Here is a 13,383-nt window from a genome sequence, read left to right on the forward strand (position 1 = left end):
CGAAACCAGAAGCTCCTTTTTCACTCTCTATCATACCTTTCAGTAATTGCTTTCCGAAGCTGTGCCCTTTACCCCTTCTATGCACCCATATACAATTCATAACGACAACGTTGTCACCAATGATGGGAAGACCTGAACCCTCAGCAGGTGCATACTCGATTGTGCCAACTGGGTCCCCCTTGAAAATCAAAATCTTCTTGTGAAAGCCCTTTGGAATTACAGACTGCAAGTACTCATGGCGCTGCTTATAGAAGGCATCTCTCTTACTACGAAAGCGACCTCCGTAGGTATCTCGCCTACTATGAAAGAGGCATCTGTAAAGGTATCTCTCATACTCGGGATTTTCAGTTACATCAACGATTTCAACTGCAGAGTTAACCTTCATTTCACCATATACCTAACCAACCCACAGAAGATAAGATTTCTTGTCTTTCATAGTCCCTCTACACTCTTCGTGATAACAACACTACTAGCAACCTTAACGTATAGAATAAGCGGAAAAATCAGATTCTTCTTTCTCGCAAAACCTTAATCAATTGATTAAGCCTATTAAAATCATTACAGAAATCAACAAAATCTTTCTACACAACGATTTTCGTGATTTTAGAAGCTAGACAATGAAATTTGATATAAAACTTCGTTTAATGACTAGTTAGTTGCCGTTTTCAGAGAGGGACGACTTGACATGAAACAATGGAAACCACCGTCTCGCTTGGAGAGAGCGGTATATATGCTAATGCTTTTGCAAATGATACTGGGCGTTATTTATGGAGTCTTATTTGGACCTTATTTGGGTGTCGAAATTCTACTGTACTTTGGATGCGTTGTCTTGACAGTTGGCTTTGTCTTTTTCTTTCTGGGTCCATATGAACTTGGAAAAAAGGGTGGCGCTTCAAAAGGAGCAAGTTGTGTGTTTGCTTTAGTTCTCGTTGACAGTGGAGTTTATGCCGTTGTTCGACATCCCCAAGCTCTGGGCTTTAAACTGTTAATGTCTGCCTCTGTTCTAATTTCCCAACATTGGTTAAGCGCAATTCTTGGTGTTCCAATGATAGTGTACGCTTACGTATCCATGCGAAAGGAAGAACAATCCAACATCGAGAAATTTGGCGATGCCTACAAACGCTATATGCAAAAGGTGCCAAGAATGAATTTTGTGCTAGGATTTATTAGACTGCTAAGACGCAGAAAAGAGCAGTAAGAATCTATGAATCTAATCTTTCACAGTCATCAACATGGTATTGAACCAAATCTCTCCAAATTTGTTATATTTAATTGCCCCTCAAATAACAAATTTGTATAATGAGGGGATGAAAATATGAAAGACACTATGAGGCTGGAATTGCTTGGTTCGGTTCAATTAATTGTGGGTATAGTCTTGGTTCTCCTCTGGTCATTCTATTCTTCGGAGTGGTGGTCTGTGGTATGTGGATTTCTCGCAGTATTTTTCTTGGTTGAAGCAATTTGGCACTATGCAGTATGTGACTGTCTACGATATTTCAGAAAAGTTGTCTAACAAGTGCGTGCAAGTGAGACATAAATCTTGAAAGGTTATTGAAAAAAATGGGATCCGTTGAATTGGAATGTGATTGCAAAAATGACAGGGAAGGGATTTAGTTGGAAAGAGAACATCTGGTGGGTTTCTTGGTCCGTTTTGTGGTTCTTCAAATTATTGCGGGTTTTTTCCTGTATAACCGAGAGAGTTTCTTGGCAGTAGCCATTTTTGGATGGATAATCATGATAGTTGGGTTTGTTATAGGTTTGATGGGTGTCTCTACTCTTAGAGAATAACGTACATGAGAGTGTTGCTCATAGGTTATTTCCATTTTTTTTTGGAATTTATGCAGAGTTTTCTTGTTCATGCTTTTCCATCTGTCCATATATGGTTCATTGTTACTATTTACCCGTGTGCATGTCACTACTGAGAAGAATTGGGGAAGTTATGGTTTTATAACCTTAGGCGACTCTGTAGTTTTTGTTTTATTTGCTTTTCATGACTTCGATGTATAAGAAACCCTCTTTAACCTTCTTTTCCATTTCCTCAGCCCACTTTTCTTTTCCTATCTCTTTGATTCTACGAAGCCTATCTAGATGCCCTCCGTAGGCTTGAACTTGTGGTTTTAGTTTGTCGCAAGGCATTTTTTTGCACTCTGCACATGTTGAAAATCCTTTTTCCCTACAACAATCTCTGATTACACAGACTGGTGGTCCGCCACCAGCTAAGCAGCTAGGACATTCTCCAAACATTTTCATCAGAGATTGCAGAACTTCTTCAAACTGGGAGTAGAAAGCAAGCTTTGGGTCCCATTCTTTGGCTTCCTTTGCTATTTCTCGAAATTGATAAGCATTCAATACTTCGAGTAGTTGCAAGGCTCTCTTCCTAATCATTTGCTGATAAATTGCACACGCACCGCAATAAAGACCACAATACCCAACTAAACTTGGCCCATCACTCATAGATGCTCCCCCTTTCGGATTGAAGATAAGATTGTTGATGCTTCAAATAAGTTTCACCTTTTAAGAAATGAAGATATAAAGCATTTATCCGCCTAATTATACAGTTTTCAGCCTTTCTTGGAAAGCCTTTCTAATCTCTTCCTCACTTAGCGGTGGTCCTGCACCTAAGTATTCGCCATTTACAATAATCGCTCCCACGATTCCATATTTTAATATGTTCTCCCGCTTGTTGGTATCAAAATCATTTACGACAACACGGTCCCCGAATTCTCTTGCTATCTTCTTAACTCTTTCCGAGTTCTGCCAGTCAAACGGACATTGGTCATTATGGAAAATGTCGATTTTCAACTTTCCCTCAACTAGCTTTTGCTTATGTAACAATGTTAACCAACAAGGATTTTCCACACTTCCAAATTTTTTCATAAAGATGTTGACTGGACCACTTTTCGTCACATTCTTAAATCCATACTTCTCAAAGAAAGTTCTTGGCATAAAATTCTGCCAGTCAGTCGCTTGCACAGTCAATCCTTTCCTTCCCATATTTTTAGTGTCTTCAATGCACGCTCGAAGAAGTTTGTCTCCAATTCCTTTTTTTCGTTCATTAACTTTGACATTCATGCAAGGAACAACCACAGCATCTTCACCGACAACGTTCAAAGGAGCGTCTTCTACGGGGTAATACTCGATGAATCCAACTGGCTTGTCCTCCTTATACGCGATATTGGCCCGTCCACCCCTTTGCAACTTCTCCAGCAAAAGCTTCTTCTTTCTCTTTTCTCCTTGTAGAAAGAATTCATTTTTGGTTCCTCTCGGAGAACAAAAGGTTGCCACATCTTCCACGTTTTTTTCAGTTAACTCACGAATCTCAACCATGTTCTTCGCCACTAGTAACTAGCCTCTGCCGTTTTAAAGCCTTGAGGGATATGTGTGTTCTGGGCAACCTTTGTCAAAATCTCAGTCTATAAGAAACGACATTCTTAAGCAAACTTGACTTGATATAGCATCAAATTCAAGGTGATATCGGGAGATATCTCCATTTATGATAGTTCTGACAAGAAAATACGCTGCATTATCAATGTCGTCTCTAAACGAGCCATCTTCTGGTAAACCACAACTTTGGGACAAATAGCCAGCTCTTCTACAGCTTACTAAAAGGATTAATAGAGCAGTTCTGCTTGGAAAAAAACAGTCTCGTCTGCCCCATCGCACGCACGTCTAATTTTCTAACTTTAACAACAATCGGAAAATCATTTACAACCCGCCCCAAAACAAGACAGTGATGCGGCGGCAAATCTCGAGCCACAGCCTTCACAGTTTCCGCGTCCACCTTAGAAGCTCTAGAAACAGTCTCTAGATCATGCCCATTAGTAAAGTTAAAGAGAAACAAGTTATCGGCTTGACGATAAATATTCTCTCGAATCGTATCTGGCTGATTAGTTATGAAAGTGGTGAACACCCCAAAATGCCGCATTCGAGTAACTATGTCAATCCAGTAAGTCTCTCTCAGATACAAGTGCGCCTCCTCAGCAAACAAAAAAATAGCTCGCAGTTTCCAATCTGTTAATAGCTCTACAAGCTTGCCAAGCACATACTCAACCACAATAAGCCTATTTATCGTTGATGTGTCACGAAGATTGATCACAACTGCACCGCCTACTCGGGCTTTGTGAAGCGAATTCGTCAACGAGGTTGCCTGTGCCGGGTTGTCAGTAAGCAAACCAGAATTCAGCAATGTATGATATCGAGATAACAAAGCATCACGCACATGCTGATTACACTTCCAATTCCTTATCGCCTCACCTAACTCATGCATCGTCAAAACGTCTTTTTCTTCAAGAAAACGCCATATGCGTTTAAACTCTCTGGCTGAGGTCCCTGGCAAACTAAGCGCGTTCACAAGAACATTAAGCATTACACGAAGTTTCAACTGCCCCAGAGTTACTTTGAGGTTTTTTCCAGGCGTTAAAACATGAATCTTTTCACGAAACTCGTTAGGTTTTCCATCAACATTTTGACCAAGGCCTGCATATTCGCCGTTCAAATCAAGGATTACAACGGGGGCACCGTGGCTTATCAGACTAAGGGTTAACAGTTTGGATATGTGAGACTTACCGGTTCCTTTTTTGCCTGTAATAATGTTTAGACTGCCATCTAAAGCCCGCAAATCAACGAGAAGCTGCTTCTTTTCTGTTGTTTCACCCAGATTTATCTGATAATTCCCGTCAATTTCTGTCTGAGCAAGTAGCCTTTCAATTGGGAGCGTCTTGATTATTGCACGAGAACGGGAAGGAAGCCAAGAACTCGTAGGCACTAACTCGCCGTTATTGTTTGTAGCTCGAATTTTGCAGATTAGTAGGCGTGCATCTTGAATATAGGCAATATGAGTCGCCACTTCAAAAGGATCTACATCTTCCCCTTCTATATAGGAACCATCATTATGGTTTCGAAGCAATTCCTCCAGAATGCCTGGTATGTCAGCGTATTGTATGTCTATGACTTGAACGATTAGACCTTTTCCAGTTTTAAGGTCCTCAATAGTTAGGTAATCACCTTTCTCAACTTCTTCATTTGGAAAACTTATGATGTGCACCGTTGAACCTTCTTTTCTATAAAGCCGCAAGTCAACTAACCTTCCGGTCCTTTGCCGAAGCGACCAAAAAGTATGCGACGTATATTTGGCCTTCTTAAAATTCTTATGTTGTTTTCTCTTGCAACGCAACGTTGTATTCCTAAGACCTCTGTTGCCGTGAACGTAGAGAATATATGAGCAAGACGGAGGGTTTCTGGATAACTCTGTAGAATTAAATCGTTCCCAAGCAATCTTTGGACCGCTTCAATCGCTTGTGTATGAGACAACTGCTTATCAACATCTAATCGGAAACTGCAGCAGCCCCCAGTTAGCCTTGCTACATATATATTACCCATTGAGCGCATTGGGCCTCCATACTCAGGATAGCCCTGTATTTTGAGCAAGCATGGAGGCGGATATTTCCATGCAAGGTCTGTTAGGCGATGACCATATAGAAGTAGTCGTGTCATCTTTGAAAAAGCTAAGATAGTGTTTTGATTGTCACGCGATTCCTTTAGCAGTCGTTCCATGTTATGTACAGGTGTTTCAGGAGTGCCCGCTGTGAGACTTCCATCCCAAAGAATAAGGTTGCCATGCGTTGTCTGGTTGATGGTTGCCTGTATCCATCGTTCGAAAAGAGTTGTTAGTCTGAGCTGCATGTGAAGAATGTTAGGTGAAATGTATCGTTGTATATGTGCTGTTTGGCGATTTTCACCAAAGTTGTGAATATCATTTTTGTTTTTCTCAGTAATGTGAAAAGGAAAAGGACCCAATCGCAAGTAACGGTAGCGATCAGCTTGTTTCCATACAATAGCACCTCTTACTGCAAGTAACAAGCCCGTTTCGGTTTCGCCCAGTTTTATGCTTGAGACATCTATTGCAACTATGGGAGTTTTTGTATGATTTGGCTTCAGCTTCACGAGTCTTGTCGAAGGAAGGAAACATTTTGGTTCTTCTCGTGCAAAACGTTGAGTTGTTGTGTTTCCTGCAAAAAATGGTTGATTGTCCACCCATTTTTTCATGGAGCGTACGCTGAGCTCTATGAATTGCTGCGGAAATTGTAGGTCTTCTTTTTGGGGTGGAAAATTATATTTTGGTGTTGTTGTTATAGGTAATTGTGCATTCACCAAGATTCACCAATATCTTTATGTTTGGTGTTCTTGGCATTTAAGTATTGTGCATGAACAAATTGCACAATACAATAACCAATAGGCGAGAAACAGTGGTTGAAAGCAGAGATGCCAAGGGTCGTGTACATGTACGGTTGAAAGTGGGGAGCATCGATGTTGAGGTTGAGTGTGGTGTAGATGAAGTGGGGGACGTTGTTAGTAGGGTTTTGGAAGCGCTAGCTGAAAGTGGTGGTGTCGTTGCGGATGGTGCAAGTTCTTCTGGAAGAGTCGGGGTTAGCTATCGAGAGACCTGCAAAGGTTTGATTTTGGATCTGTGGCGGGAAGGCTGGTTTGGACTTGGTCGTAGCCTTGGTGAAGTTCATGGGGAAATGGGTCGTAGAGGTTTTCATTATGATCGCACAGCTGTAGCGCACGCGTTGGTCGATTTGGTTCGAGAGGGAGTCTTGACACGGGAGGGAAGGCCCAGAAGGTATCGCTATCTGCAGAAACGTCCACCGCCAACTGTCGCCAAAACCAAGAAAAGCCAAGAGAAGTGAAAAAACGATAGGGGGGAGAAGAGGGGGAGGTAGGGTGTTTTTGGTGTGTGCATGCGCAATGCTAGGAGCTCTGAGTTTTGTTTAGCTTCGAAAAACTTTCTAAAAGGATTGCGAATGCGAATGAAGTATTTGTATCATTTACAGGCTACATGGGTTACTGTGTGTTTCAAATTGATATTGGCTTCTGTTATTTCAATTGGAGATTTTCGAACTGCAGGATCTGTTCCTGATGCGCGCGCGTATGAAGAGATACAAGGGCGTGGATTCGGCCATTGAGAATCATTTTAGAAAACTACGAAAGAACCGGAAAATTGTATATTTACGCTAAGAAAGGAAAAAACCCATATAATAATGAGAACACAAAAATTGTACGAAATGCTAAAGCGACTTGTGTGAATATGCGGGTGTATAAGAACTATAAACTGTCGAACGCAGCGACGAAACAATCCGAATCTTGTAAAAAAGAACAAGAACTCTAAAGTCTAAGCCTTGCCTCGAATCTGTGGCAAGACCTCATCTATTAACTGCTTGACCCCTAAGGTCGAAAGCCGAAAACCTACATCCTCTACTCTCACTACTAGACCCTTACGACACAGCTCGCCAAGCCGGGTACCTGTAATCTTTCCGCTCTTTCCCAGCCAAATCTGCATCTCTTCCTTTGATAACCACGGTTTGTATAAAACGCCCAACCGCCCCCCAACATAAGCTGCAAGCAACATCAACAGCAAACCTTCATTATCAGTCAACTTTTCCTTAGGAACCAAAACCGCCGGTCCCTCCTCTGCCACAGCAACCAAACCCTTTGCAGCTTCAACAACCTCCACTAAATCCACAGTAAGAACCACTTCCCGCGTCGCATCAAAAAGCGGAATCATCTTACCGAAAAACTGGTTAATGCCCGCCCAAACATCGTCAACATCACCTGTAAAAGTTTCCTCAATGTCCTTATACTTAATATGCACCGTAACACTCAACGTCAAGTGCTCTCCTTCAACTTCGACATAATTTCCTCCTCAACCCACTTCTCACCCTGCGTTGTCAATCTAAATTGCGGTCGCCCCGGGTCAGGCTTGAACACCAAACCCCGCTTCGTCATCTCATTCAACCTTGCTGGCACCATAGACTTCACACCGCTAGATTGCAGCAAACGGTCAATTTGCGTCGCCGTATTCGTCTTTCCATCAGAAGCATACAAAACCAGCCCAATAGATTCATAATGCGTGAGTTTACGTCTCGCTGTAATTACTGGTCCTTTCGTAGTAAACTCTACAATTCCATCCAACTGTGCTTGCAAAGGCGGTGTCAGCTTCGATGAAACCAGATCGCCAATTCTCTCCATAAACTCAGGGGGCATCTCTTGCAGCATATCCAAAATATCATTTGCGCTATTACCTTCAATAATAACTTCACCGAAAGACGTCTTCACTCGAATTCGTAGGTGCCCAGGCAATACTTAAGCCTCCTTCTTGGCCAAAATGTAGACGTACCCAGCGTCAGTTTTCCATCGTCTCACTTTCCCTTTTTTCACAAGCCAAGACAATACACCCGACAAGGTTGTGGATGGATAATGAATAGCATTCGCCTTCAAAGCTTCAGTGATCTCAGGTGTTGTTCTAGGTCTCCAAGCCCCCCATTCAGTCTCAAGCAGCTTTAAAACAGCCTGACTACAGTTCTTTGCCTTCTTGATTGAGGGGTACATTTTGGACGGTTTGGCAGTGGGGGAAGTCAACTGCACTGTTACAGGTGATTTTTGGGTGGCACTGATTTTAGAGTCTATGTGGGAGAATGCTTTGGAAATATTCTCAACAAGTTTTGGGAGATCCCTAACTGTTTTCAAAACTTCCTTTTGTGTGCCTGAAATTTCAACCTCGTTTTGGTTTATTTTGATGCGGAACGAAAATGGCATGCTTTGTCTAACCTCATAATGATAGAGTGATATTAGATAGATATTATAAAATCTTTTACTGTTCAACATGGGATTTCGTATTCATTCATAAGAGAAGATATGTGCTGTTGTTGCGTCGAAGCCTTATGTTGCCAAAGCTGTAACTTTCAGACAGAATCGCGGAAAGATGTCAAGATATGATTTCACCCGTTTCTTGTCTGTATGATTGAGCGAAGTGAATGCGGTAAAAAGTCGTTTCTCTTCCGTTAACGACTTCTTTGTAGCTGCCTTTGTAGACTTCACAGTCGCAGCGGCTGGGTTCAATGGCCACTGAAACGAAGTTGGGGAAGCATTTGAACAATCTTGTGCAGAGTTTCCTCCCTTTTTCTGTTAGTTCGAACGCTTTTTTCTTTTTCACCTACTTTCTTGATGCTGTGTTTTACGAGTCCTTTTTGTTCAAGTTGCTGTCGATGGGAAACTTGCGGGAGTGTGCGCCGTCGCCGACACGTTAAAAAAAAGATTCTGTTAAGTTGAGTAGACATTCGCCCCTTCTCATAAACTGAAGTAGAAGGTGTGAAGTGAGTGGCAAAGGATGCACTTGCAGCATGGAAGTTGATGAGAAGGGCATCTAACTAGGCTAGATTCGCTGTTTCTAATACTCCTAATTTTTGATTATTTTGAGAAAACCTTGGATATTATATACTGAGCGATTACATTAGCGAAACGCTCTTAGAAGATCATCTTTGAAACGATAGGTTGACGCTTAAATCTCCTAGTTTTGCCTAGACCTTTTCAAGATCTGCAAGAGTAAGGTGCTTTTTTATTCCAGCTAATGGTGCTATGAACGAATTCATGTTTTGGACAGTTTTTGTTTTCTGCAAGTCTGCAAGGAATTCTGAATAGTCAGTATAGTTCTTGTGCATAGTGACGATTATGGAATTTTTTCCGTCAAGTCCGTTGCCTTTGCCAACAAATACTACTCTAGGGTCTTTTTCAAGCCATTTGTAAGGTATTTCAGTATCTGCTTTTTCCTCTGATAGCCATTGTGTGAAAGTAAATGCTGCTAGTTCGAATCCAAGCTTGGTAAAGTCTGGCAGCGCAGTATATTGCAAAACATACTTTTCGTCTTCAAGTTTTCTCCTTGTCCGCGTAACGGTAGGTTGTGAAAACCCGAGAACCTTTGCTAAGTCTCTATCGCTTCTTCGAGAGTTCTTAATCAATTCGTACAGAAGTTTCGGAATTTTGTCAGTATGCATGCCTTTGCATAAACTGCAAAGTAATATATAAATTATATGATTGCCTTTGAGACAGGTGCGATTTTTTAATTTCAGCTAGAAATTAGCGTTTTTTATGACCTTTTTAAAACATAGAGCCCTCTGGTGAATCTTTCAGCTCTGCTTTTCCTCACCAACACTGTGTCTTCAATTCGAAAACCGCCGAAGCCAACGATGTATACCCCAGGCTCGTCGGTAACCACGTTTCCAACCTTTAGTATGTCTTTGCTTGTAGGACTCAAAACAGGCTGCTCATGAACTTCTAGCCCAACGCCATGACCGAGACCGTGGACAAAATATTCACCGTACCCCTCCTTCTCTATAATACTCCTTGCAGCTGCATCTGATTCCGCAGCCTTCGCTCCCTCCCGCATCTCTTGAAAAGCTTTCTCCTGAGCCCTTTTCACCACAGTATAGATTTTTTCCTGTTTTGCAGATGGCTTACCGACTGCAAACGTTCTAGTCATGTCTGCACGGTAGTTCTTGTATGTCGCCCCAATATCGACAACCACTAGATCTCCAGTTTTAAGTTTTCGTTCACCACATCCCCCATGGGGATAAGCCGAGTGGGAACCTGAGGCAACTATAGTGTCAAAAGCTACGCCATAAGACCCGCTGACGCGCATCGCATACTCAATTTCAGCGGCAACCTCATACTCTCGAGGCCCAGCTTTAATTGTTTCGTAGGCAGCTTGCATGCCCTCAACTGTCAACTCTGCAGCTTTTCGCATTTTCCTCAGCTCATCCTCATCTTTTACTTTGCGAAGATTCCAAACGTATTCGCTCTTAGCTTCGAGCTTAGCGGTGTTCATAAGAGTTTTGCTGAATTTCTGATATGTCTCAACATTCATTGTGTCGAAGCCTAACTTCTTTAACTTTAGGCTCTTAATCTGCTTGGCAACTTTCTTAACCAAGTCTTCGCCACGTTTCACCAGTTCTACCCTACAGTTCTCAGCTTCAGCCTTTGCCCCTTCATAATTTACACCGTAGACGTAAAGGATACTTTCATCATCGCTTGGAACTAACATCGCAGCAGCACCCGAGAAATCGGTAAAATAGAGCATATTAATCAGGTTGATGATTAAGTAGCCGTCAAATTCCTTTCTGAAGGCAGCTTTCAAGGCTTTAATTCGATTCCTCAACGCACATCCTCCATTATAAAGAATTCTAGTTGATAAAAATAGAGTATAACCTTTGTGGACTTCTGCCTAGCCGCCACTCATTAGCGACATAAGTATAACTTGGTCTCCGTTCCTAAGACTTGTCTCTACGTCGTCAAGCTGTCCAATCAGCACTCCATTTACAGTGACCACAAAACCTGTTTTAACATCTTTTTGACCTGGCTCAAAAATTTCCTTTTTGAAAAGCGTTCCATAAAGATTTGACAAATCACTCAGCAGTTCCTGAAGCGAAGCTCCCTTGCTTAACTCGATTTCTTCAACTCGTTTGTTAAGCAAGTTCTTGATGAAGCCTAAATACTCCACTTTCACCTTCATGTTAAGCCACGTCTTCAAAGAATATTTTTCGACGGGTCTATTTAACTCTTCTAAAAGAGTCATGTTGTAAGCGGAAGGGGAATTGTATGTACTAATCGATAAAAGTGCAAATCTAAGCTTAAACAAAGTTACGGTGTTAGCCTGAAAATAGAATCTTGCTCAACTGAGTGGTTGGTAGCCCGGGAGAGATTCGAACTCTCGTCTGAGGGTCCAAAGCCCTCTATGCTTGTCCACTACACCACCGGGCTCTACATTGCTTATACACGTAACCATCGTAAAAATCTTAACATCCACTTATACATAGTGTTAAAAAGCGGGAAAAGCTATGGGCGTCAACCTCACTCCAATTATGGTAAAACAAATTCTCACCCTAAACGATTTAAAAGGCAAAAGCCTTGCAGTGGATGCCAACAACTACCTCTACCAATTTCTATCCCTCATACGAGTAAGGGACGGAACACCTCTAAAAGACTCAAAAGGAAACATCACATCCCACCTTACAGGTCTAATGTTCCGATCCACCCGCTTAATACACGATTTTAACATAGACCTTGTCTTTGTATTTGACGGTCAACCACCAGCACTAAAAGGAGGAGAAATTAAAAGGAGACGCGAACAGCGAGAGAAAGCCCTTCAAGAATGGCAAGAAGCATTGAAAGCCCGAGACTACGCTAAAGCCTTCTCAAAAGCGGTCATGACAAGCCGACTAACACGAAGCATGATAGAAGACGCTAAAAAATTACTCACGCTTCTCGGAATCCCTTACGTGCAAGCTCCAAGCGAGGCAGAGGCTCAAACCGCTTATATGGCGATGCGAGGTGATGTTTGGGCCGCAAGCAGCAAAGACTATGACTGCGTTCTTTTTGGGGCACCAAAACTGTTGCGGTTTTTAACAATTCATGGACGGGAATACCTGCCAAGCAAAGGAGTAGCGAGACCCTTGAAGCCTGAACTTATCACCTTATGCCAACTTCTTTCGCATCATGAAATAACGCGTCAGCAACTTGTTGACTTGGCGATTCTGATTGGAACGGATTTTAATAAAGGAATAAAAGGTGTAGGACCTAAAACAGCTCTCAAACTTGTCAAAGGACATGGGAGAATAGAAAATCTGCCTAGCAAGTTTTTGTCAAAAATCCCACCACAGTACAAGGAAGTAAGAGAAATTTATCTTCATCCAACAACAACGTTAGAATACGATCTTAGTTATAATCCCTTGCGTGAAGAGGAGCTTTTTCACTTTCTCTGCGATCAGCGAGACTTCGCTCAGAAACGGGTGAAAACGATTGTTCAAAGAATGAAAGAAATTCACAGACTAAAAAAGCAAGCAAGACTTGAAAAATGGTTTACCAGGAGCATGTGACCTGTTTGCTCTGCGCCAAGGTTTCTGAAAAACAGTCTAAACACTCTAAAAAGACAGAAAAGTATCAGAAAATTATTTAAACCATTTCCACAGAAGCCTATGATACCATGGGAGGCAGGTAGAATGAGATTCGATTACGCTTTGTATGTTGTAGCAATGGTGTGCTTCATAATAGCGATCTATGCTTTTGTTGCATCTTTAGCCGAAGTAACTGAACTTTATCTTTATGTGCTAGCCGTTATCGGCGTTGTTTTCATAGGGCTTGGATACATGGCAAGACCAAAACAGGCAACACTTGCGTCAGCAACAACAGTAGCTCCGCCATCACCACCCGTATCATCGCCAGAGCCAACAGTGAAGCCAAAAACTGAGCCAAAAGAAGAACCGAAGAAAGCTTCAACGAAAAAAAGAGCGCGAAAGAAAAGAACCACAAGAAAACGTAAAAAATAACCTAGCTTTGCTGCTTCACTTCTTGATTTCTCAATGTTCCAGTTCCGTCGTGAAAAAACTTTCTGTCATTTAGAAATAGAGTGCGAGCTAACAAAAAAAATAACTGCGTGTATTGACTAGGCATCAGTTTTAGTTACAATTTTGCTAATCGCTGAAAATCCAACAAGATATGATAAACGATGTTCAAGCGCGCGCATTGAGACAGAAAGAACTTATAATTTAAATT

General features: G+C 41.9%; 17 protein-coding genes and 1 tRNA gene. 5 read left to right on the forward strand and 13 right to left on the reverse strand.

Annotated elements, in window-relative coordinates; all coding sequences use genetic code 11:
- On the reverse strand, positions 1-385 hold a 385-nt coding region (locus tag KAU88_04250), incomplete at its 3' end, for a hypothetical protein (protein MCK4477721.1).
- Between the two features lie 300 nt (positions 386-685).
- Here KAU88_04250 and KAU88_04255 point away from each other — a divergent pair.
- Positions 686-1,198, forward strand: coding sequence for an isoprenylcysteine carboxylmethyltransferase family protein (locus tag KAU88_04255; GenBank protein MCK4477722.1), 513 nt, complete (start codon positions 686-688; stop codon positions 1,196-1,198).
- A gap of 416 nt (positions 1,199-1,614) precedes the next feature.
- A complete protein-coding gene (locus tag KAU88_04260) occupies positions 1,615-1,788 on the forward strand; it encodes a hypothetical protein (protein ID MCK4477723.1) in 174 nt (57 codons plus the stop codon).
- 189 nt (positions 1,789-1,977) lie between these two features.
- Here the strand turns inward: KAU88_04260 and KAU88_04265 are convergent, their stop codons facing one another.
- The 4 genes from KAU88_04265 to KAU88_04280 form a co-directional block, all read right to left on the reverse strand.
- Positions 1,978-2,454: a DUF3795 domain-containing protein gene (locus KAU88_04265; protein ID MCK4477724.1), complete on the reverse strand. Its 477-nt coding sequence runs from the start codon at positions 2,452-2,454 to the stop codon at positions 1,978-1,980.
- Positions 2,455-2,550: 96 nt separating this feature from the next.
- Positions 2,551-3,327: a GNAT family N-acetyltransferase gene (locus tag KAU88_04270; protein ID MCK4477725.1), complete on the reverse strand. Its 777-nt coding sequence runs from the start codon at positions 3,325-3,327 to the stop codon at positions 2,551-2,553.
- A 265-nt stretch (positions 3,328-3,592) separates the two neighbouring features.
- Positions 3,593-5,044 (reverse strand): ATP-binding protein, encoded by a 1,452-nt coding sequence (locus KAU88_04275; GenBank protein ID MCK4477726.1) that lies wholly within the window; start codon positions 5,042-5,044, stop codon positions 3,593-3,595.
- 35 nt (positions 5,045-5,079) lie between these two features.
- Positions 5,080-6,150, reverse strand: a complete 1,071-nt coding sequence (locus tag KAU88_04280) for a hypothetical protein (GenBank protein ID MCK4477727.1) — start codon at positions 6,148-6,150, stop codon at positions 5,080-5,082.
- A gap of 53 nt (positions 6,151-6,203) precedes the next feature.
- On the opposite strand from KAU88_04280, the gene KAU88_04285 reads away from it, so the two are divergent.
- Positions 6,204-6,689 carry a hypothetical protein gene (locus tag KAU88_04285; GenBank protein ID MCK4477728.1) on the forward strand — a complete coding sequence of 162 codons (486 nt, stop codon included), beginning with the start codon at positions 6,204-6,206 and terminating at the stop codon, positions 6,687-6,689.
- Positions 6,690-7,171: 482 nt separating this feature from the next.
- Here KAU88_04285 and KAU88_04290 read toward each other — a convergent pair whose 3' ends face one another.
- From KAU88_04290 to KAU88_04325, 8 genes are all read right to left on the reverse strand, one after another.
- Positions 7,172-7,663 (reverse strand): hypothetical protein, encoded by a 492-nt coding sequence (locus tag KAU88_04290; GenBank protein MCK4477729.1) that lies wholly within the window; start codon positions 7,661-7,663, stop codon positions 7,172-7,174.
- A 2-nt stretch (positions 7,664-7,665) separates the two neighbouring features.
- On the reverse strand, positions 7,666-8,139 hold the full coding sequence (locus tag KAU88_04295; protein ID MCK4477730.1) for a hypothetical protein: 474 nt from the start codon (positions 8,137-8,139) through the stop codon (positions 7,666-7,668).
- Between the two features lie 3 nt (positions 8,140-8,142).
- Complete coding sequence (locus tag KAU88_04300; GenBank protein MCK4477731.1) at positions 8,143-8,595, reverse strand: hypothetical protein; 453 nt, start codon at positions 8,593-8,595, stop codon at positions 8,143-8,145.
- A 169-nt stretch (positions 8,596-8,764) separates the two neighbouring features.
- The gene (locus tag KAU88_04305; protein ID MCK4477732.1) at positions 8,765-8,992 is read right to left on the reverse strand and encodes a hypothetical protein; all 228 of its coding nucleotides are present in this window, start codon (positions 8,990-8,992) and stop codon (positions 8,765-8,767) included.
- A 364-nt stretch (positions 8,993-9,356) separates the two neighbouring features.
- On the reverse strand, positions 9,357-9,830 hold the full coding sequence (locus tag KAU88_04310; protein MCK4477733.1) for an Lrp/AsnC family transcriptional regulator: 474 nt from the start codon (positions 9,828-9,830) through the stop codon (positions 9,357-9,359).
- A gap of 92 nt (positions 9,831-9,922) precedes the next feature.
- Positions 9,923-10,990, reverse strand: a complete 1,068-nt coding sequence (locus tag KAU88_04315; GenBank protein ID MCK4477734.1) for an aminopeptidase P family protein — start codon at positions 10,988-10,990, stop codon at positions 9,923-9,925.
- Between the two features lie 66 nt (positions 10,991-11,056).
- Positions 11,057-11,407 (reverse strand): MoaD/ThiS family protein, encoded by a 351-nt coding sequence (locus tag KAU88_04320; protein ID MCK4477735.1) that lies wholly within the window; start codon positions 11,405-11,407, stop codon positions 11,057-11,059.
- Between the two features lie 109 nt (positions 11,408-11,516).
- Positions 11,517-11,592 (reverse strand) — tRNA-Gln (locus KAU88_04325).
- A 77-nt stretch (positions 11,593-11,669) separates the two neighbouring features.
- On the opposite strand from KAU88_04325, the gene fen reads away from it, so the two are divergent.
- Together fen and KAU88_04335 are read left to right on the forward strand one after the other, a co-directional pair.
- Complete coding sequence (gene fen / locus KAU88_04330) at positions 11,670-12,707, forward strand: flap endonuclease-1 (GenBank protein ID MCK4477736.1); 1,038 nt, start codon at positions 11,670-11,672, stop codon at positions 12,705-12,707.
- A gap of 123 nt (positions 12,708-12,830) precedes the next feature.
- On the forward strand, positions 12,831-13,157 hold the full coding sequence (locus KAU88_04335) for a hypothetical protein (protein MCK4477737.1): 327 nt from the start codon (positions 12,831-12,833) through the stop codon (positions 13,155-13,157).
- Positions 13,158-13,383: the final 226 nt, after the last annotated feature.

This window comes from Candidatus Bathyarchaeota archaeon (genome assembly GCA_023131225.1).
In the GTDB taxonomy this organism is placed as follows: Archaea; Thermoproteota; Bathyarchaeia; order Bathyarchaeales; family SOJC01; genus JAGLZW01.